General features: G+C 41.7%; 17 protein-coding genes. 10 read left to right on the top strand and 7 right to left on the bottom strand.

Translation table 11 applies throughout. From position 1 onward, the window contains the following. Window positions 1–67: 67 nt before the first annotated feature. Together V7L12_RS24255 and V7L12_RS24260 are read left to right on the top strand one after the other, a co-directional pair. Window positions 68–1,249, top strand: a complete 1,182-nt coding sequence (locus V7L12_RS24255; protein ID WP_335088205.1) for a class I SAM-dependent methyltransferase — start codon at window positions 68–70, stop codon at window positions 1,247–1,249. A gap of 31 nt (window positions 1,250–1,280) precedes the next feature. Further along, a complete protein-coding gene (locus V7L12_RS24260) occupies window positions 1,281–1,496 on the top strand; it encodes a hypothetical protein (protein WP_335088207.1) in 216 nt (71 codons plus the stop codon). A gap of 58 nt (window positions 1,497–1,554) precedes the next feature. Here V7L12_RS24260 and bioB read toward each other — a convergent pair whose 3' ends face one another. Then, the gene (gene bioB / locus V7L12_RS24265) at window positions 1,555–2,562 is read right to left on the bottom strand and encodes a biotin synthase BioB (RefSeq protein WP_335088209.1); all 1,008 of its coding nucleotides are present in this window, start codon (window positions 2,560–2,562) and stop codon (window positions 1,555–1,557) included. Window positions 2,563–2,950: 388 nt separating this feature from the next. Between bioB and V7L12_RS24270 the strand changes: the two genes are divergently transcribed. The 3 genes from V7L12_RS24270 to V7L12_RS24280 all read left to right on the top strand — a co-directional run bounded on the left by V7L12_RS24270 (window position 2,951) and on the right by V7L12_RS24280 (window position 6,268). After that, window positions 2,951–3,526 carry a GNAT family N-acetyltransferase gene (locus V7L12_RS24270; RefSeq protein ID WP_335088211.1) on the top strand — a complete coding sequence of 192 codons (576 nt, stop codon included), beginning with the start codon at window positions 2,951–2,953 and terminating at the stop codon, window positions 3,524–3,526. A gap of 383 nt (window positions 3,527–3,909) precedes the next feature. Beyond that, a complete protein-coding gene (locus tag V7L12_RS24275) occupies window positions 3,910–4,365 on the top strand; it encodes a hypothetical protein (RefSeq protein ID WP_335088213.1) in 456 nt (151 codons plus the stop codon). 445 nt (window positions 4,366–4,810) lie between these two features. Then, the gene (locus V7L12_RS24280) at window positions 4,811–6,268 is read left to right on the top strand and encodes a protein adenylyltransferase SelO (RefSeq protein WP_335088214.1); all 1,458 of its coding nucleotides are present in this window, start codon (window positions 4,811–4,813) and stop codon (window positions 6,266–6,268) included. Between the two features lie 105 nt (window positions 6,269–6,373). On the opposite strand, the gene V7L12_RS24285 is transcribed toward V7L12_RS24280, so the two are convergent. From V7L12_RS24285 to smc, 3 genes are all read right to left on the bottom strand, one after another. Further along, a complete protein-coding gene (locus tag V7L12_RS24285; protein ID WP_335088216.1) occupies window positions 6,374–8,098 on the bottom strand; it encodes an ABC transporter ATP-binding protein in 1,725 nt (574 codons plus the stop codon). 460 nt (window positions 8,099–8,558) lie between these two features. Continuing rightward, entirely contained in the window at window positions 8,559–9,557 is a 999-nt protein-coding gene (locus V7L12_RS24290; RefSeq protein ID WP_335088218.1) for a PRC-barrel domain-containing protein, read from the bottom strand. A 200-nt stretch (window positions 9,558–9,757) separates the two neighbouring features. Further along, window positions 9,758–13,492: a chromosome segregation protein SMC gene (gene smc, locus V7L12_RS24295; RefSeq protein ID WP_335088219.1), complete on the bottom strand. Its 3,735-nt coding sequence runs from the start codon at window positions 13,490–13,492 to the stop codon at window positions 9,758–9,760. A gap of 659 nt (window positions 13,493–14,151) precedes the next feature. Between smc and V7L12_RS24300 the strand changes: the two genes are divergently transcribed. Beyond that, window positions 14,152–14,973: a carbonic anhydrase gene (locus tag V7L12_RS24300; RefSeq protein WP_334823125.1), complete on the top strand. Its 822-nt coding sequence runs from the start codon at window positions 14,152–14,154 to the stop codon at window positions 14,971–14,973. A gap of 296 nt (window positions 14,974–15,269) precedes the next feature. Here the strand turns inward: V7L12_RS24300 and V7L12_RS24305 are convergent, their stop codons facing one another. After that, complete coding sequence (locus tag V7L12_RS24305; protein WP_335088221.1) at window positions 15,270–15,728, bottom strand: BON domain-containing protein; 459 nt, start codon at window positions 15,726–15,728, stop codon at window positions 15,270–15,272. A gap of 288 nt (window positions 15,729–16,016) precedes the next feature. Here V7L12_RS24305 and V7L12_RS24310 point away from each other — a divergent pair, with 288 nt between their 5' ends. The 3 genes from V7L12_RS24310 (at window position 16,017) to V7L12_RS24320 (ending at window position 18,191) form a co-directional block, all read left to right on the top strand. After that, entirely contained in the window at window positions 16,017–16,217 is a 201-nt protein-coding gene (locus V7L12_RS24310) for a hypothetical protein (protein WP_335088223.1), read from the top strand. Beyond that, entirely contained in the window at window positions 16,195–17,115 is a 921-nt protein-coding gene (locus V7L12_RS24315; RefSeq protein WP_335088225.1) for a ribonuclease D, read from the top strand. Before V7L12_RS24310 ends, V7L12_RS24315 begins: the two co-directional genes overlap by 23 nt. 233 nt (window positions 17,116–17,348) lie before the next feature. Continuing rightward, window positions 17,349–18,191, top strand: coding sequence for a tetratricopeptide repeat protein (locus V7L12_RS24320; protein ID WP_335088227.1), 843 nt, complete (start codon window positions 17,349–17,351; stop codon window positions 18,189–18,191). A gap of 112 nt (window positions 18,192–18,303) precedes the next feature. Here V7L12_RS24320 and V7L12_RS24325 read toward each other — a convergent pair whose 3' ends face one another. Together V7L12_RS24325 and V7L12_RS24330 are read right to left on the bottom strand one after the other, a co-directional pair. Further along, window positions 18,304–19,872 (bottom strand): sodium:solute symporter family transporter, encoded by a 1,569-nt coding sequence (locus tag V7L12_RS24325; protein ID WP_335088228.1) that lies wholly within the window; start codon window positions 19,870–19,872, stop codon window positions 18,304–18,306. A 106-nt stretch (window positions 19,873–19,978) separates the two neighbouring features. Next, a complete protein-coding gene (locus V7L12_RS24330) occupies window positions 19,979–20,254 on the bottom strand; it encodes a DUF485 domain-containing protein (RefSeq protein ID WP_335088230.1) in 276 nt (91 codons plus the stop codon). 529 nt (window positions 20,255–20,783) lie between these two features. On the opposite strand from V7L12_RS24330, the gene V7L12_RS24335 reads away from it, so the two are divergent. Beyond that, a complete protein-coding gene (locus tag V7L12_RS24335) occupies window positions 20,784–21,407 on the top strand; it encodes a site-2 protease family protein (RefSeq protein ID WP_335088232.1) in 624 nt (207 codons plus the stop codon). Window positions 21,408–21,602: the final 195 nt, after the last annotated feature.

A 21,602-nucleotide genomic window follows, 5' to 3' on the forward strand; every position in this document is an offset into this window, starting at 1 on the left:
CAATAGTAATCTTTGCTCTAATCAGCCACTATCCGCTAAACTCAGAAATGCTGCGTTATTCCTCATCATGTCCGATTCCCAAACTGTTAGTGCTGCTGTTGCCAAACTCTACAATACCTACCCCTTTCCGCCGGAAGCCCTGTTGGATGAACCACCTCCAGGCTATAACTGGCGCTGGAATTGGCTAGCCGCTCATAACTTCTGCACAGGTCAAAAACCTCGAAGACAAGATATTCGGATTTTAGATGCAGGTTGCGGTACTGGTGTGGGTACAGAGTACCTGGTTCACCTCAATCCACAAGCTTCTGTTGTGGGAATTGACCTCAGTACAGGTGCTTTAGCTGTAGCCAAAGAACGTTGTCAGCGTTCTGGGGCGAACCGTGTTGAATTTCATCACCTCAGTTTGTTTGATGTGGAACAGTTACCGGGTGAGTTTGATTTAATTAACTGTGTTGGCGTTTTGCATCATACCCCCGATCCCATTCGTGGTATTCAAGCTTTGGCGAAGAAGTTAGCCCCAGGCGGCTTCATGCACATTTTTGTGTACGGGGAGTTGGGACGTTGGGAAATTCAACTCATGCAAAAAGCGATCGCACTTATTCAAGGTGACAAAAAAGGCGACTATCGCGATGGTGTCCAAGTTGGGCGACAAATATTCGCTTCTCTACCAGAAAATAACCGAATTGTCAAATACGATAAACAACGTTGGTCACTAGAAAACAATAAGGATGAATATTTTGCTGATATGTATGTTCATCCCCAAGAAATTGACTACAACATTGAAACGCTGTTTGAATTAATAGATGCTTCGGGATTGGAGTTTATTGGTTTCTCGAATCCGAGTTTCTGGGATTTAGAGAGACTTTTAGGTAAAGCACCAGAGTTAGTAGAACGGGCAAAAGAACTGAGCGATCGCCAGCTTTATCGCCTGATAGAATTATTAGACCCAGAAGTAACTCATTACGAGTTTTTCCTCGGTCGTCCTCCCTTAATCAAAGCTAACTGGTCAGACGATAACGCCCTACTGGCAGCGATTCCCGAACTTAATCCTTGTATTGAGGGATTTCCCAGTCAATGTTTCTTTAATTACGATTACCAGATTGTTAACTTATCTGTAGCAGAGTTTGAGTTTATGCAAAGATGTGATGCTAATTCAACAGTGGCAGATATTTTAGCAAGTGTACAACTGGAATTGGATGGGGTCAGAACACTTCTTCAGCAGCAGCTGATTTTATTGACACCTGCTTAGTACAGTTTTAATGCAGGGGAACGCATTAACAATGTATCGGGATACATTGATATTGCAGGGGGACGCATTAACATTGTATCGTGATGCATTGGCATTGCAAGGGGACGCATTAACAATGTATCCCCATGCATTGGCATTGCAAGGGAACGCATTAACAATGTATCCCCATGCATTGGCATTGCAACGTATTGCTAAATTTAATTCGCTACGAATTAATGAAATGCAGTACTTAGGGACTTCCAAGTAAAAAAATATCCAATTATTTATTGTGGGATGAGCCTTTCAGCTATCCCACAATCAGATATTTATCCGACAACAGCCGAACTTACTACTTTCTCTTGTCTTTGGGAAGGCGGACGCATTCCCAAGCCAAGTAAATTCAGCATTTCTCGGTCAGTATCGTAATCGGGACAAGGAGTTGTTACTGTCAACATCTTGTTGTCATCGCTGGAAAAGATAGAATTAGCTCCTGCCATAAAGCAGAAAGCTTGCTCAACTTGAGAAAGTCTCGCCCTACCGGCACTAAGACGCACATCGGAAGCTGGCATTAAAATTCTGGCTGTGGCAATCATCCGCACAATATCCCAAATGGGGACATCAGGCTGATTTTCTAAGGGTGTGCCCGGTACTTGTGAGAGAATATTAATTGGCACAGACTCTGGATGCGGATGTAAGTTTGCCAAAGTTTGTAACATCCCAACCCGGTCATCGACAGTTTCGCCCAAGCCCAGGATACCGCCGGAACAGACAGTGACATTTGTCTGACGGACATTCTCAATTGTGTTCAAGCGATCGCTATATGTCCTTGTGGTAATAATTGTGCTGTAATATTCCTGCGAGGTATCTAAGTTATGGTTGTAGGCATAAAGTCCTGCTTCTGACAATTTTCTGGCTTGATTTGCCGTCAACATACCCAGAGTGCAGCACACTTCTAAACCCATTGCAGTCACATCCTTGACCATTTCCAAGACTTCCTCAAATTGTGAGTTATCCCGCACTTCGCGCCAAGCAGCACCCATACAAATGCGACTAACACCAGTTTCTTTCGCTTTTTGAGCGATGTTAACTACCGTTTCCTTTTCTAGAAGTGCTTGCGCCTTTACCTCTGTTTTATAGCGGGAAGATTGGGCGCAGTAGCTACAATCTTCTGGACAACCTCCCGTTTTGATAGATATGAGCTTGCAAACTTGTATTTTTGTTGGGTCATGATATTGGCGATGCACGCTAGCAGCTTGATAAATAAGCTCTAGCAATGGCGTGTTGTATATCGCCCGAATCTCTAATTCCTGCCAATCGTAGCGTATTCCCACCACATCACTATCCTTCTTGTAGACTGGGTTGAATCTTGAGCTGTCTTTTGCTTGAATCTGCTGCGGTACAGCGTTTAGGCAAAGCGATTTTATCGAAGTTATGCCCCGCACTGTGCTTTATCACCCATTGGCTCTCAATCCTTCCGCTCTAGATATTAGACATCAGCTTATCAAGATTTTGGTTGAATGGCAGATTAAGAGCAAAAATACTCATGGATTCAGGATTATTGACCCTTGACTCCTAACAAACTTTATGAAAAAGCTATGACACTTGCGTAAGTCCAAATGATAAGGCAGCTAATCTAACTGCTGCTGCTAAACCGCAGGTTATGAGAGAATTTATAAGATTTAGAGAATGTTCTGGAAAGAGATACCCTTGATTAAGTAATTTATGATATCAGAACTGCCAACAATTGCAAGCGATCGCCTATTATTACGAGCAGCGATCCATGAAGATATACCCCAAATTGTCAAATACTTCATTGATAACAAAACTTATCTCACTCCATTTTACCCTCTTTGGGCTGATGGTTTTTTCACTGAAGAATATTGGCAATATCAGATAGAGAATAGTTTTATAGAATTTATCAATGGTCAATCATTAAAACTATTTATTTTTACCCAAAAAAATCCCACTGTAGTTATTGGAACAGTCAATTTTAGTAATTTTGTCCGAGGAGTAGCTCATTTTTGCTATGTGGGATATAGCCTTGCTGAAAATAAACAAGCTAAAGGCTATATGACAGAGGGGTTAAAATCTGCAACTCAATATCTATTTGAAGAGTTAAATTTTCACCGAGTTATGGCTAATTATATGCCTCACAATCGGCGCAGTGGTAATGTACTCAAAAGACTCGGTTTTGTCGTTGAAGGATACGCTAGAGACTATTTGTTAATTAATGGGCAATGGGAAGATCATATTTTGACAAGTCTTACAAATTCTGATTGGAAAGCACCTAAAATTTAAAAAGGCTGAGGATTATTGTAAGATTATTTATTTTGTTTATCGATTATACCTGCTTAAAAATCCATTCATTTATAATTTTTACTTATAAACCTTGTTTAGCAATCTATATAAGTAAACAATGCTTAAAGTTCACTCAAATACTTGTTTGTAGTTTGTGATTAATGCCCACCTTACAGCTATTTACAATCCTATAATATCTATCTGAGAATGAATTTAATATATCAATTGTGAATATCTACAAATTCATAGCAAATTCATCATAACTACACAACAACTCCACAAGCAAATGCAATAGTAATATTTGTTCACTACCAGGCTTAGTTATTAAAGTTAGCTTTAGCCGATGTGTCCAATTTTCTTAAATAATTGAGGAGTTTTTTAAAATGCTCATTAATTCTATAAAGCGCTTATCTGTCTTTTCTACTATCTTCGCTTTTGCTACCATCTTAAACGGAGTTGTCTTGGCAGCACCAGTCCCAAATTCTGCTACTACACCAGCCTTAAAAACTCAGACTAGTGCTGCATCACACCAGCCAATCAAACTCACACAGCAACAGCGCCTACAAATCCAAGTGGCTCGCCAGCAAAGAGATAAGGATATTGAGGCTCTATTAAACCCGTCCCAAGATACTAAATTTAAGGCGGCACTGCAATCCCGTCAGAGAATCAGAATAGTTTTAAAATCTTTGGATCTGAATCAAAATCAACAGAAACAGGTTCAATCAATTTTGCAAACTTATAACCTGCAAGTGAAAAAAATTCTATCTTCACAGGCATCACAACCAACATCAAACTCAGTAGGAGTTACTCCACTAACATCACAACCAATTAAAAAATAAAAAATCAGTTTTATTTAATTAAGATTAAGTTTCGGAAGACTGGCGGATTTTATCCAAACTTCGGTTGAGCCAGTCTTATTTTTTTTATGTACAAAACTTTATTTCTTCTAAAAGAACGCAGTGTTGGGTCATTAGCCAGTTTAAAAAGAAGAATTGCATCGGTCAGAAAGTGTTATAAAATACAAACGAGTCAGTGCGGTCTTCTCCGTTCTCTACGAGACGCTCCGCGTTCGCATAGCCTCTCTTTTTGGCAGAAGAGGAGACGCCCGCCGTAGAATGCTTCGTTCTTACTTCAATTCCACGTTTTTTAAGGTGGGTTACTCCTGCCTCCTGAAGCGCTCCAGATTTTGATACCATTTAGATATCGGTCGCTTTTTGCGTCTATGCTGATGATGCTAAAGCCAGAGGTAGTATTAAAGGAAGAATGAATTAAGCTTTGCTCGTAATGACTCTGGCTGAAACTCCAAACTACAAAAATTCTAGCAATCCTTTTCTCACCCTCAACTACGAACCAGCCTTAGAATCTTTAGGCGGTGACTACTACGATGAGGTTGCAGCAGCGGAATTTCCCCAACACCTCCTGCGTTGGCGTAACGATGAACTATTACCCCGTTTCGGTCTAGACCCCCAAGTAGTCAAAGACGAAGATTTTATCACAGCCTTTGGTCAATTTCAGGGGCGCAAACCCTTGTTAGCACTGCGTTACCACGGCTATCAATTTGGTACATATAACGGACAGTTGGGTGATGGTAGAGGCTTTCTCTACGGGCAAGTACGCGCCAATGATGGCGAATTGTACGATTTTGGCACGAAAGGTTCTGGGAGGACGCCCTACTCCCGCGGTGGCGATGGTATGCTCACGCTTAAAGGTGGGATGCGGGAAGTTCTGGCTGCGGAAGCACTACACCACTTGGGTGTACGCACCTCGCGTTGTCTAACCATGATTGAAACAGGTTTACCCCTTTGGCGGGGCGATGAACCTTCACCTACCCGTTCAGCTGTGATGATTAGAATGAGCAGTTCTCATATTCGGTTTGGCACTTTTGAGCGACTGCACTATTTCCAGCGTCCAGATTTAACTAAGAAGCTGTTAGACCACGTAATTGAGCAGTATTATCAACACTTAAGTGCTGAACAAGATAAATATGTCCTGTTTTACGCCGAATTAGTGAAACGGGTTGCAGAACTAGTCGCACAGTGGATGGCGGCTGGCTTTTGTCATGCAGTTCTGAATACTGACAATATGTCGATTACTGGAGAGAGTTTTGACTATGGTCCTTATGCGTTTATCCCGACTTATAACCCATCCTTTATAGCTGCATATTTTGACTATTATGGACGTTATTGTTTCGGTAATCAACCAAGTATTTGCCACTTGAATTTACAAATGCTCCAGGAACCTTTAAAGGCAATTATTGATAAAGGTGAAATGGAAGCTGCATTAGAAAGGTTTGATGAGTATTATGAAGCTGAATACAGTTCGTTGATGTTGAAAAAGTTAGGTTTTGAGGATTTGCCGTATTCAAAAACAGTGGAACTATTGAATCTAACGATTGAATTTTTGAAAGAGAGCCAAGTTGGTTATCACCAATTCTTTTATGAGATGGCTCGTACTTTTTCATCTAAATGGCGAGATGAGCCAGGTTTTGTAATGAGTAGTTCAGATATTGTGCCAGTACCGGGTGCATCAGGAATTTTTGATGATTGGTGCATACTGTATCATCAAATTTTGAATGATTTTGATAGCGATCGCACCGATGTAATTGCTCAAACTCTAACTGTTAATAATCCCAAAACGGCATTATTAAGACCTGTAATTGAATCTATTTGGGAAGCAATTGCTCAAGAAGATAATTGGCAGCCTTTTTATGAGTTAATTAAGGCAATTCAGTCTAGGAGATAGACCAATGCGCTTAGATTAAGACTTGATCCTCCCTAACCCTCCTTAAAAAGGAGGGAATTAGAGTAAGCCTTTTGACCAAGAGTTGGGGGGATCTTCTTGGTCAGGCTAACTAAATTGCTGGGCATAAAACCGCGCATAGCGACGTTCTAGGGCTAATAATTCTTCATGGGTTCCCGATTCGACAATTTGTCCTTGTTCGAGAACTAAAATCCGATCGCACCTCCTAACAGTCGATAAACGGTGAGCAATAATAAACACCGTCCGTTTTTCCATCAGTCTTTCCAGCGCTTCCTGTACCAGTGCTTCTGACTCGGAATCTAATGCTGATGTCGCCTCATCGAGAATCAAAATTTGGGGATTGAGCAAAACAGCACGAGCGATCGCAATTCTTTGTCTTTGTCCACCAGATAAGTTTACCCCACGTTCGCCTACCCAAGTCTTATAACCCTCTGGTAGTTGGCTAATAAATTGATGGGCATTAGCAATTTTCGCCGCCTCTTTAACTGCTTTTATCTCAAAAATATCTTGTCCAAAAGCGATATTTTGGGCAATCGTCCCTGAAAACATAATAGTTTCTTGAGGAACTATCCCAATTTGTCGCCGCAGACTATGCAACTTCACATCTCGAATATCAACCCCGTCAATGAAGATTTGACCAATTTTAGGATCGTAAAAACGGGGTAAGAGATTCACAAATGTAGTTTTACCAGCACCAGAAGCACCCACAAGAGCGATCGCTTCACCAGGCGATACCAATAAATTGATATCTTTTAATACAGGTTCACCTGGTTTATAGGCGAAGGAAATATGACGATATTCTACCTTGCCCTTGACTGGAGGGAGAGCGATCGCATTTATCTTTTCGATCACCGTCGGCTGAATTGCCATCAATTCAAAAACGCGGTCAACAGATGCTTCACCCTGCTTAAATTCGTTGTAGTTGTTAGTAGTGTGACCAATGGGATCAATTAACAGCGCCGCCGCCGCCAAATAACTGAAAAAATTCGCCACTGTCAAGTTACCTTGGGAAATTTGCCAAGCTCCCACAATCAGTAACGATAACGCACTTAAGGCTTCCAAAAATCCGATGATGGGAATCTGAATCGCTTTCAGGCGTTCGGCTGAGTATTTTGCTTTGAGACTGCGTTCTGCTTCATGTCCAAAGCGGGCGATTTCGTAATTTTCGGCAGCAAAAGCCTGTACTAAACGAATACCGTTGAAAACTTCCGCAAGGATGGCTGATAAACCCGACACGCGATTTTGACTTTTTAAGGAATACTTGCCCAAGCGTTCACCAAACCAGCCAACTAAAATACCCATCAGTGGTGCAACTATCACTGTTGCTAATGTCAGTTGCCAATTCAGGTAAATCATGTAAATCGGAATTGCTAGCAACTGCAAAATGCAGGGGATAAAGTCGTGAAATACTTTATTTACCACTTCGCCAACGCGGTCAACATCTTCGGTGAGGCGGTAAGATAAATCACCTGCTTTTGCCGTTTCAAAATAGCTGAGATTTAGCTTTTGAAGATGTGCGTAGACTTGCTGGCGGAGATGAAAAGCAACTCTCAAAGAAGCTTTCGCCATGTACATATCTTGTATAGACTGAAACAAACCTCTAACAAGAAAGACTAAAGCACAGCTACCAGTTATTTGAGCGATCGCTACTACATTACCTTGGGCAAAGGGAGTTGCCAATTTACCAGCGAGATTAATTAATACTAATGTCGCCAGCACGTATCCCAAGATCCCAATAAGTCCTTTGGTGATAGTTTGCCACTGGAGTCGAATATAAGGTAGCAGTTGCCAGTAATTAGAACGCGTTTTCAAGCTCGAAAGTCCACAGCAATATTTTACTTTGTTTGACGCTAACAGTTTTTGGTGAGTTTCTGAACACTTAACTAATTAGTTACAAACTGTTTTAGCGTTCTTCTATGATTGAAATGGAATGTTCATTCGAGGGGTCTTGCTTTATGAAACTGGAAGAGTATTTCAACGCGCTTGCACCAGATAACATCCGACTCAAAGGAACCCGTATGCTTCGTTTGAGGATGAATACCAGGATCGAATTGAATATCTACCCCTGAGCCAATAGCGTATTCTCCACTCCCTCGCATCACCCTTTTGCCCCTCACTTATTCTAAAAAATTAGCCCCCTCCTTGCTTGCAAAGAGAGGGCTGAATTGATCAGAGAAATAACTTGTAATTTAAGCCGAAAATTACGAACTACGTTAGCGCAGCGTTAGCGAGTCATCGAGCGTCACGAGCGTCATTACGAATTACGAATTACTTAATATCCGCCTTCTTCTTCGTATTCTGGCTGTCTTTCCTTGACTTTCTTAGGAATGTTCACAGGCTTCGGCGCATCTTCCCAAGCATCGCCCTCTACGTCGTCATAATCATCGTATTCGTCAACATAAGGCTTGCTATAGGGCTGGGCTTGATATTTTAGCGGCTGCGGTTGTTGATACCTGTCGTTGCCCGTTGCCTCGCTCCAGTTATCTTCTTCCTCATCTTCTTCGTATTGAATAGATTCATACTGCCGCGCCTTCATTACCTGACGCTGTGGCCTTTCTTCTTCCACATAGTCTTCATTCCATTCTTCTTCTTGCGCTACGGGTTCAGGAGCGCGAACTTTTTGCCTGGGTGGCTGCAATGGCACTCCGCTAGGCAGTTGATTACCTGGTGCAACTTGGCGCGGTGGAGTATAGCCGCCGTATTCTTCTTCTATATCTCGCTCCCACGGTGCTTTGCCGATACCCAGCCGCTCTAATAAACCAACTGTCAACTGGTTTACTCGTTCTTCGGCTCCCTCAAACACAATCAACCGATTGGGGCCAGTGCTGACAATTTCATCTACTGAGAACTCGTAAGTACTCAGAAATTGATCGGGAATTTGGGGCAATCCTAAAGAAGCAATGACTATAGATTCAAGCTTCCCGGTTTCGCCGTTGAACTTGAAGCCGCGAACTTTGCCTAAGACTTCACCTGTTTCTGTAATTACTTCCCAGTTAATCAGATTACTGAGAGATTCAACTTCGATATCTTCAATGACATCTTCGTTATCAACCAGGATGACATCACCAATCTGGCTGATGTTGTTGAGGTACATATAGCGCGGTATGCCCGAAATAGAGATCAGGCTGTCTCGCAAACCAAGAGCCACAACCTCTCGTTGATCGATATCAACCCAGACTTGACTGATGATGCCTAGCCGCTTGCCGTTGTCGCGGGTAATCACCTGGGTATTTAATATGTCGGAACGCCTAATTATCTGTTCGGAGGTCATTCTATACCGAGTCCTGATCTCGAATCCGGTTTAACGCGACGTGCAACTTATTCTTGTAACCCCACTTCCATTCCTCTATCCCAGTGAACGAGAGGCTTTGATTTTTGCTCTCTTTCCCTGGTAGGGAAGGGGTTGGGGGTTAGGTTTGAGAGAAAGTCACACATTACGTGGTTTATCTATACACTATTATTAACAAAAACTCAAGCAGATGTATTGGATGATTGTAACTTAATCCCCAAAACTTGAGTGTAAGCTCCTCGTGCTTGAGTAACGCCAATTGTGCGTTCGGCTGATTCTATCATCGGACGACGCAAACTCACAACTATAAATTGCGCTTGTTGTGACTGTTGTTTAATCATTCTAGCTAATCGTTCTACGTTTGCCCCATCTAGGAACATATCTACTTCGTCAAAGGCGTAAAATGGCGATGGACGGTAGCGTTGCAGGGCAAAGATAAAGCTCAAGGCTGTGAGTGATTTTTCTCCCCCAGACATGGAAGCTAGGCGCTGTACGGGTTTACCTTTGGGGTGCGCGACTAAATTCAGTCCGCTGCTAAAGGGATCTTCGGGATTTTCAAGTTGCAAGAAGCCGTCGCCGTCGGAAAGAATGGCAAAAATTGATTGAAAGTTTTCGTTGACAGCATCGAAAGCTTCTTTAAAGGCAAGTTGCCGCAATGTGGTAAAGTTTTCAATCCGTAAAAGTAGTTCGGTGCGTTCTCCTTCTAGTGTCTCTAATTTTTGCGTGAGTTCTTGGAGGCGATTTTGCGTGCGTTCGTATTCTTCCAACGCCAGCATATTTACAGGTTCCATTGCCTGTAAGCGTTTGGTAAGCGATCGCAATTCTTTCTGCAATTCTTCCAAGTCTACCTGATCTGGAACTTCCGGCAAGGGATTTGGTAATTCTGCTCCCACATCCCGCAATTGAGTTTGCAATGCAATTAGTTCCTCTCGCCGTTTCTCTTGAGTTTCTTGGAGTTTTTGGATTTCCCATTCCAATTGTTGTTGGCGTAAAAGATGCGATCGCACTTCCAGTTCTGTAGCGTCGCGTTTTTGTTTCTCTTCGCCCAAATTCTGCTCCATTTGGCTTAGATTGGCGCGGGTTTGGGTGATTTGCTCGTCTATCGTTGTGATTTGTGTGGAGACACGATGAATCGCGTCTCTACAAGAGATTTGTTGGGTTTCATATTCTGTAATTCGCGTTTCACCTTCTTTGATTTTTTCTTGCAAACGTTGTTGCTGATTTTCTAAATTTTTTAATTTTTGTTCAGCTTCCCTTAATGCCGTCTCCCGTTGTTGTAATTGTTGCTCTTGGATTTTAATGGTTGCCTGGATTTGTTGCCATTCACTGGGGGTTTGGGATGCTTCTAACTCTGCTAATGCGTGTCGTAATTGTTGCAATTCATTTTCCTGCCCAGGTAATTCCCGCTCTAAAATTTCCAGACGGGATTGAGCAGTGGCTAACTTTTCGCTGTTTTGTGCGAGTTGCGATCGCGTCCCCTCTAATTGCGCTGTTAAACTCTTAATGTCTTTCTGCAACTGCTCCAATTGCAACTGCTGTTCGCGTCGCGCCTGACGCGCTTCAGTGAGTTCCTGGGTGAGTTTTTTTGTTTTGGTTGACAAAGTAGCGATCGCTTCAGTACAACGCTCTAAAATTCGCTCAATGTCCACTAAGCGAGTTTTTAAAACGATCGCCTCGTCAGATTCCGCCGCTTCCGCATTCCCAAACCGCAAGGAGGAACGCTGGGTGTTACTACCACCAGTCATTGCACCGCTGGTTTCCAGAAGTTCCCCGTCTAAGGTGACGATGCGATACAGTCCTAAATTTTTCCGCGCCGCCTCCAGGTTGGCAAAAACCACTGTGTTGCCGAAAACATAGCTAAATACATCTTTGTAACGGCGATCGCAATCGACTAAGTTAACAGCATAGTTAACGAAGCCACTAGCAAAACGCAGTGTTGCATCTTGGGTAAATTTGGGAGCGTGAATTTTATTCAGCGGTAAAAAAGTTGCCCTCCCAGCCCGCTTCTGTTTGAGCAATTCAATCCCTGCTGCGGCTACACCATCATCTTCCACCACAATATGTCCCAAGCGTCCCCCAGCAGCCATTTCTAAAGCAAGCTGATGGCGAGGTTCTACCTTTCCTAACTGCACAACTAAGCCACAAAGTCCAGGCATTCCCGATTGTAAAATGACTTTACTGGCTTGGGTTCCTTGGACTTCTTGCTGTGCTTGCGCTTGCGCCTCGATTTTATCCAACTGGCGTTGTTTTTCTCGTTGTTCAGAAAGTAACCGTTTTTGGGTTTCTTGTTGGATTTGCAGTTCTTGCTCTGTGGCTGAGAGATTTTGGGCTAAATTTTGGATGGGTTCGCTAGAGGCGTTAAATTCCGTTTCAACTCCACTACACTGAGTTTGTTTTTCTGCTAATAGCGGTTTGTCACGTTCAATTAACTGAGTTTGCTCTTGGATCAGCTGCTGTAACTGATTATTGCGTTCCCTGAGTTGTGCCTGTTCCGTGCGTTGCGGTTCTAGAGTGTGCAGCAAAGCTTCAATTTGACGGTTAAATGCCGTTTGTTGCTGCACCCAGGCTTCCGAAGCCGAGGCGATTTCTGCTGCTGCTTCGCGGGAAGTTTCTAAAGCTTGCTGTGTTTCATCCCTTTGTTGCTGACAATAGACAATAGATTGCCCCTCTACAATCTGTGTTTTGGCAATTTCTTCTAGGGAATGACGATGTTTTTGAATCTCTTGCTGAGTTTGAGCTAGACGTTTGGCAGTTTCTTGGGAAGCTGTTTGTAATTCCGTTAGCTGACGCTGGAGTTGTTTACGTTCTGCTTCTTGGGTGGCGAGGGTAGATTGTACCGCCAAAAGTTCCTCTTCTCCCAATGCTTTCACGTGGGCATTGAGTTGTTCCAGTTCAGCAGTTTTTTGAACGATTTCGGAATTTAGGTTTGTGAGTTGGGTAGTGAGTTCACTAAAATTGCGATCGCCTGTTTGAATTTCGTGAACTAACTTTTCTTGTTGTGCTTGCAAGGATCGCCATGATAAAACAGCTTCCCAAGATTGTTTCGCTAGAAATTCTGTGCGGAGTTTTTGATATTTCTCAGCTTTCGCCCGATCTTGGGAAAGGCGATCGCGCTGTGCAGTTAATTCCGTTTCAATAATCCGACAGCTATCTTCCTTTTCCTTCACCTCATCTAAAGTTGATTTGGCTTGGATAATTTTACGATCAAACGCCGCCACCCCTGCTAATTCATCAATAATTTCCCGTCGTTCCCGCGCATTCATCGAGATAATGCTGGTGACATCCCCTTGCAGTACCACATTGTAGCCTTCAGGATAAACCCGGAGGTTACTTAGTTCTCCATGCAACTCTGTCAACGTGCAAGGTACACCATTAATATAGTAATTCGATGTGTAAGTCCCTTGGTGAGTGACTCGTAGCCTTCTAGTAACACTCCACTCTCCCGATTTTGGACTTCGGCTTCGCTCAGTCGAACGATTTTGGACTTCGGCTTCGCTCAGTCGAACGATTTTGGATTTTGGATTTTCTTCCCCTACCTCCCCTGCTTCCCCTGCTTCCCCTACCTCCTCTACTTCCTCTACTTCCTCTACTTCCTCTACTTCCTCTACTTCCTCCCTTTGTGCCTTTGCGTCTTTGTGTGAGATTTCATCCGACAAATCAAATGTCACCGTGACGCTAGCCTCAATCGAAGCACGTCCTTTAGCCGTTTGAGTGTTATTTACCAAATCCGGTAAGCGTTCGGCTCGCATTCCCTTAGAACTGGAGAGTCCCAGGCAAAAGAGCAGTGCATCTAAGATATTAGACTTACCCGAACCATTTGGCCCAGATATGACAGTACACCCCGGTAGCAAAGGGACAGAAGTACTGCCACCGAAGGATTTGAAGTTCGTAAGTTCCACGCGCTTGATGTGCACCATAGGCGCTGGTTCCCTGGGCTAATGAAGAACAAGTGTATCAACTAATTAAGAATTCGCAAGAGGGTAAGGGGGAGAAATGGAAATTATAGTAAACGCGTTTGCGGTGAGCCTCCAAGCTTCACCCAAAAGGCTTACCGCAGGCGATCGCTCAGTGTACAGCGAAAATTTTGATGTCGCAAACTGACCATCAAAATTTTCCCAGGCAGATAATATCATGTCCGCCTAATTACTTATAATTCAAAAATCTCTGTGTTTGTGTATCTTTGAGTCAGCCCTGATTACAAGTATTCAACTGGACACAATCTCCAGATATTTTAGGTGTCAAGGGGAATCAGTTGGTATAGTTTGAATCATCTGTTCTGTGTCTGTAGTCCTCGGTTGATCGTCACAACAAAGCGATCGCATTTCTATCTCAGGATATAACGAGTTTGAAAACAGGCTCTAGGCGTTTTCACACAGTAATGTCATCTACCAAAGAACAGAGGAAACCAAGGGAAAAACCAACTCAACCAAATGGCAGAGGATATTAAAAGCACCAAATTAATTTATAATATATTAATCTTTACAATTCTCAAAACGTAGAAAGAAATCCCTCTCTACTACATCAATCAGCTCTCTGTGATTTGGTTCTTAACCCGCAAAAATTGTATAACTTAGTAATGAAAAAATTAATTAAAGGTCTGCGCGAATTCAAATCTAGCTATTTTTCGACACATCAAAAATTGTTTGAGCAACTTTCACATGGTCAAAAGCCCAGGGTCTTATTTATTACCTGTTCTGATTCGCGTCTCGATCCAAATCTAATTACACAAGCTCAAGTTGGTGAATTATTTGTCATTCGCAATGCAGGCAACATCATTCCACCGTATGGGGCAAGTAATGGCGGTGAAGGTGCGACAATTGAATATGCTGTTCAAGCTTTAGATGTCCGCCAAATTATTATTTGTGGTCATTCTCATTGCGGTGCAATGAAAGGATTAATGAAGTTACACAATCTCAGCGATGAAATGCCGCTTGTACATGATTGGCTTAAATATGCAGAAGCAACTCGAAGGCTAGTTATAGACCACTACAGTGACTACGACGGAGAAGAACTGCTAGAGATTATGATTGCCGAAAATGTTCTTACTCAAATTGAGAATTTGCGGACATATCCAGTGATTCACTCTAAGCTCTATCGGGGAGAACTCAGCATTTATGCTTGGATTTATCACATTGAAACAGGAGAAGTTTTCGCATACGATCCCCAGAAGCACGCTTATGTTTTGCCTCAAACTCAGCTTCCAGAATCAGAAATAGGTGAGTCGTTCAGGGGTCAGGTTTCAAATACCAATATAGTAGTGCGTTCTCCTCAAAACCAGCAGGATGATGTTCAACCTTATGAGAAAGTGTCTATTTCCGAATTTGAGTGGTTTCCAATGAAACGCCTTTCTCCAGAGCAGATGGAGCGAATTTATCGAGGTTCAAACAATGGAAGTTGAAAGATGAAAATATAGGATTTCAAACATCCTCTTAGAGAGTTGGGGGTAGGGTTTTTGTACCTTACAGCTATTTATTTTCAGGTAAATAGATCATGCGGTAGGGGCACAGCAATGCTGTGCCCTTAATACATGAAAATTGCTGTATTCAACCGAGAACTACTATATAAAGTTACTCAAGTGGTATCAACTACCTATTCCTTGGTTTTATTTAAGTAAGTAAAAAACAGAGACTTACACAGATGTAAGTCTCTATTTGGCTTTCATACCGATGTTAACTGAAAGCTTCAGTTATTCTTTTATGGCTTTTTTACAGTATCAACTTTTGCTTCTACCTTCACCGTCTTTACACCTTGAACTTCTTTAGCCAAGGTTTCAGCTTTCTTGAGTTCTTCAACAGAAGTGGCTGTACCTTTGAGGATAATTTCACCCTGTTTGTTTTCAACTTGTAACTTGTTGCCTGGTAAGCCTTTATTCAACTTTGTGCTAACTTCAGTTTTTAAGTCGCTCTTAGCTTTTGTTGCTGCCGTTTTTTCAGAATCAGTTTTAACTTTAGTACCTGTACTAGCTGCTAAAGGAGTCGTTTGTGTTTCTGGAACTTTGGCAGTTTGATTTGTCTGCGAAGCTGGTTTTGCTGGTGCTTGAGCGGCTTCATTAGTTGTGCTAGGAGTTTCGGAACCAGTTTTAGGAGCCTCTTGGCAGCCAAAAGTACCAACTACCAAAATGCTACTAACTACTAATAAAATTAGTTTTTTCATTATTTATCTCCGAATTGAGTACTTGAAGCGGTTAATAGAGGTGTGTGTGATAGTGAGGAGCAAATTAAAAAAACAATTAAAAGTGAAGTAACAAAAATGCCTAAGCAATAGCTCAGGTTACTGAAAATTGAAATTTGGACGATTTTTTGAAGCTAAGATTTTGCACTCAGTTTTGAGAAATTCCAATTCAATTTTTCTGACGGCTGCTAACCAGGATGGCTTTACATACAGTCTGTGGCTCTCTATAAATTTAACGTAGATGCACAGTAGCTCTTTCGATGGTAGACTATGCCACTCCACAGTAGTGACTCGATGTTATCAGATTTGAGTCAATTTGGCGATGTCTATGACGAATTTCAAACTTCAGCGTTTTTGCAATCCTGTGCCAGCAAACTTACCAACAAAATGTTACTTTATAAAACTATGGCTTACTTACAATGCCTTAAATATCAGGAAATATTAGCCAATGCCCTACCTTACTTCGGCTAGCGAAATTCGTGCCATTGTCGCTGAATATACAAACGCTAAAACACTGTGGATAGATACAGAAGTCGCTGACTATAAAAGTCGTAATCCCCGATTATCGCTGATTCAGGTATTAGATAATCCTCAAGATATGAGTGGCGATCGCGTCTATCTTTTAGATGTATTAGATCAGCCCACTATTATAGCTGAATTTATTGAGAAAATTATGATAAATTCTGCGATTGAAAAAGTTTTTCACAACGCCAGTTACGATCTAAAATTTCTCGGTAGCAAGAAAGCCAAAAATATTACTTGCACTTTGGAAATGGCCAAAAAAATTCCCTACTATCTTTTGCCATTACCCAACTACCAACTCAAGACAATAGCTACAGCACTTTGTAGCTTTAATAATATCGATAAACAAGAACAAAAAAGTGATTGGGCAAAACGCCCTCTGACTGAAGAACAGATAGAGTATGCTTACCTAGACTGCATTTATCTTGCTCAAATTCACCTAAACTTGTTAGGCTTACAAGCCCAAGGCAGCCCCGAACCTGCAACGGAAGACTTAATATCACTAAGTACTAGATACTCGCAAGTTGAGCAGCAATGGAAGTTGTTGAATTCAGAATTTGAGCATTTGCAAGAACGTATAAAAAAAGCTATGCAGGCTCAGAATATATCAGAAACTTATGATTATAAGCTGACTAGTTATGAACGGACTACAATCAAAGCTGCATTTACAGAATTGGCAAAGCTAGCACAAACTCAAGGTATTAATTTAGATTTTCCAATCACACTCACTCAGAAACTCCAAAAAGATTTAGGGCAAAATCTGGAACAATTGTCTGTAGATATTGACAAAAATACCTCTTGGCGGCTAATTCCCAAAACTCAAGAGAGTGAAGCTGAGGATGAGTAAATTGTTCATCAGGCTACAAATGTCAGAATTTATAGAGTTATTGTGAAGAATAAATATTGAAATTTAATAATTATTTCCTCCTATCTTCTCTGATAAATCTATAAAATATTAGGTAAATTTGTCAATTAACTTGAAAGGTCTATCAAAAGTTAGAATAGTTATTGAGTTAAAGAATTAAAATCTAGATTTTGGTACTAATTCTGTTTAGGTGTTATGGCAGTTTATATTAACTTATGAGACGGCATTTATTTGGGCAAAAGCGAACAAGGGTAAATACTTTATTTACCATAGCTATTTTTACTACATTGACTGCAATTAGCAGTGTTTCTTGTAGTAAGAATGACAATGTATTGGTAACAGAAATAGGAGTTAGTCAACCTAGCCGTCGTTCAGCTACAACTTCCATTGGTGGGGAATTTTATCTTCAGGGAAAGAATCAGCATTTAAACGGCGACTTGCAAGCTGCCATCGCTTCTTATAATAAGGCAATTAGTCAAAATTCTCAGTATGGCGCTGCTTACAATGCGCGAGGATTAGCCTACTTTGATTTGGGAGACAAGGAAAAAGCGATCGCAGATTACAATCAAGCACTCCGCATCAACTCTAACGACGCTGAAGCCTACAATAACTTGGGAAATGCTCGCGCCTCACTGGGAAACAACAGAGAAGCAATTAAAGATTACAGTGAAGCGATTCGCCTGAATCCCAACTATGCCGAAGCCTACAATAACCGGGGAAATGCCCGCACCACGAATGGAGACAAAAAAGGGGCAATAGACGATCTCGATCAAGCGATTCTCCTTAACCCCAAATATGCGATCGCTTATAATAACCGAGGAAATGCCCGTGCTGCCAATGGAGATCCCCAGGGTGCGATCGCAGATTACAATCAAGCCATTCGCTTCAATCCTAACTTTGCCCCTACCTACAATAACCGGGGAAACGCCCGCGCCACCAATGGAGACAAACAGGGCGCACTCAAGGACTTACAACAAGCAGCAAGCATTTTTCAAAGTCAAGGTAACAACAACTTATACCAACAAGTGATGGATAACATCAAAGAACTTGGACAGTAGGGAAAAGCTACAGCCAACATGAAAAACTCCAAGCCACAAGGGGATGGAGTTTTTGGGCATTGGGAATAGGGCATAGGGAAGAATTGCCAATGCCCTTTATGCGTTAACAAAATCACATCCCAGAACCAATGTGAATGCGATCCTCAACTTCCGCAAATTTTTCCTGTGCCAGCTGTTCAGTACTCAATAGTGAAACGACAATTGCCACAATAAACGCCAGTGGGATACTGATTAATCCAGGATTTTTTAAGGGAAAGGGTGCAGAAGCGTGCTTAAGAATCGTTACTTGAATAGTAGGTGACAAATAAATCAGCACTAAAGAAGAGACAGTACCTACTAACATACTTGCAACTGCACCATTGGTAGTGAAGCGTCGCCAAAGCATTGATAAGAGCAAGGCTGGGAAGTTTGCACTCGCAGCGATCGCAAATGCTAAACCTACCATATAAGCTACGTTTTGCCCTTTAAACAAGATGCCCAGAAATATTGCTACTAACCCCAAAAGCATTGTCGCACCGCGAGCCACCTTCAATTGTTCTGACTCGTCAGCATGGCCAGAGCGCACCACATTCACCCACAAATCGTGGGACAATGCAGCTGCACCTGAGAGTGTCAACCCAGCGACAACAGCCAAAATCGTTGCAAAAGAAACAGCGGCGATAAAACCTAAGAAAGCATCACCACCGAGAAATTCTGCCAACATCGGCGCAGCCATGTTACCACCAGTACCAATTTTCTCGATGGCATCTTTACCTACTAGCACCATTGCTCCAAAGCCCAGGATAAAAGTAAGGAGATAAAAAACGCCAATAATAGCTGTGGCGTAAGTAACAGAGAGCCGCGCTGCTTTAGCGTCGGGTACTGTGTAGAAACGCATTAGAATGTGTGGTAGTCCAGCAGTGCCGAACATCAACGACATCCCCAAGGAGATAGCATCCAAGGGGTTAGAAACCAGTTTGCCCGGAGCTAATACACCTGTATACTTCTGGGATGCAGCAGCGAAAAGAGCGATCGGGTTAAAGCCAAATCGTGCCAGTACCAAGATAGCTAGTAAGACAGTTCCGCCGAGCAACAGAACTGCTTTGATAATTTGTACCCAAGTGGTGGCAATCATCCCGCCAAAAATCACATAAGCCATCATCACGCAACCGACGATGACCACAGCTAATTCATAATCAAAGCCAAACAGTAGTTTGATTAACTCCCCAGCACCTACCATCTGGGCAATTAAGTAAAAGCTAATTACTACCAGCGTTCCAATTGCAGATGCAATACGTACAGGTTTTTGCTGCAAGCGATAAGCCACTACATCGGCAAAGGTGTATTTACCTAAGTTTCGTAATGGTTCGGCAATTAGAAACATAACAATCGGCCAGCCCACCAGGAAGCCGATAGAATAAATTAAGCCGTCAAAGCCGTTGAGTGCCACCAGCCCAGCGATACCTAAAAAGCTAGCTGCACTCATAAAGTCTCCTGCTAAGGCCAGCCCATTTTGGAAACCGCTGATATTACCGCCAGCTGTATAGAACTGTGCCGTATTTTTGGTGAGCTTTGCCGCCCAATAGGTAATGCCTAAAGAACTGGCAACAAACAGAAAAAAGAAAGCGATCGCCAACGGGTTAAACTTACCAAGACTGGTAATATCCGCCGCTAGTGGCAGATCGAACCACACACTATTCATGCTTTTTTTGGTTTAGTATTTTGGATTTGGGACTAGAAATTGCTAATAGCTATTGGGCATTGGGCATTGGTAAATAAATCAATGTTCTTTTTCCCCATTCCCAATTTTACTTGCGTGTCAGCCTTGCGATTTGGTCGTCGTAACTGCTATTTGCCCAACGTACGTAGATAAAAATTAATACCCATGCTGAGACAATTACCAGCGCCCCCAGTAAAATTCCCCAGCTGAGGCCAGGAGCTACTAATGACCCCAGCAGGGGCTTATTGAACGCGATTAATAGGATAAAGCCGAAGTAAATAAACATCATGGCTCCACTGAGAATCAAGGATACCCGCCAACGTTCAGCCGCGAGAGCCTGGAGAGCCTTTGTGCGATCGTTCATGTCTTCCTTTAGGTTGAGAAGATTAGGTCAGATTGTCTCATTGAAGGTGATTTCTGCGTAATTTTCTTAAAGATTGTTAGTAAATCTATTGGTATATCAGGTAATAAAATTAACTTTGCAAAGTGATATACCAAAATAACAAGACAATAGCGACTCTGTTTTGAGTCAAGAAACATAAAACTATAGATGCAGATTAGACACAAATAAAGCCGATCTATTCAATGATTTGTTATTTTCTTATTTTTTAAGTAGTTTTTTATACGTTTAGCTAAAACACTAACTCAGGAATTAAATTTTTATATACTAAAAAATAAAATAAATAGGTAGTTACTACCAGGTTTTAAAATCCTTCAAGTGTTATGAAATATTTTTTTAAGTTATCAAATCAACTGAGATTAATAAAAGTAGTAAATTTTGATTTATAAAATATACCAAAAATCACCCTAGCAGATTAAGTAAATATTTTAATAACATTTATCTCAATAGCTTGTTATTCCACAAATGGGGCATTACCAAAATTTAGTAAAGTATGTTTATCGAAACACTCATCACAGAGCCGATTCATTTTTTCAGAATTGTTGCCATTGTCATATTTTCCATTACTTTGCATGAACTTGCTCACGGCTGGGTTGCGATGAGTCAGGGAGATAACACTCCACAACAGACTGGTCATCTGACGCTGAATCCTGTAGTTCACATGGGCAAAGAATCAATCATTTTTCTCTGTCTTATGGGTATAGCTTGGGGACAAATGCCCGTCAACCCATCTAAGTTTCGCTCTGGGAAGCTAGGCAACATTTTGGTATCGGCAGCCGGGCCATTATCAAATCTGGCTTTAGGCGTTCTATTTATTATGGTGTTGAAATTTCTTCCTAATCTGAGTCTTTCAGAAATTTTGAGTGAGGATTTTTTTTATTTAGCAGCTCGAATTAATTTGACATTATTTCTGTTTAATCTCTTGCCAATTCCACCACTTGATGGATTTCATGTTTTCAGCGAAATTTTTACTAAGCTAAAGCCACTGCAATATACCCAATTCGGACTCTTTGCGATGATGCTTATATTCATAATTCCAGAATTTGGGATGGGACTTGGTAGCATTGCTGATTTAGTTATACAGTTAGCGCTTGGGGAAGAGTCAGCAGCTTTCTAAGCAAAAATAGGTTATTTAACGTCAGTTCGGGCTAAGGAATCAAATTTGATCCCTTGGACGAAAGAATAAGGGTTTCACACTGTCAAAACTAGCAACAAAATCAAGGTTTCAGCTTATCCTGATCTCAGGTTATTTATGTAGTAATGCTATTTGATTTGTGATAATCGTAAACTTTTAGAACCCCGACTTCTCAAA

Origin of the sequence: Nostoc sp. (genome assembly GCF_036918245.1) — a bacterium.
Classification (GTDB): Bacteria; Cyanobacteriota; Cyanobacteriia; order Cyanobacteriales; family Nostocaceae; genus Nostoc.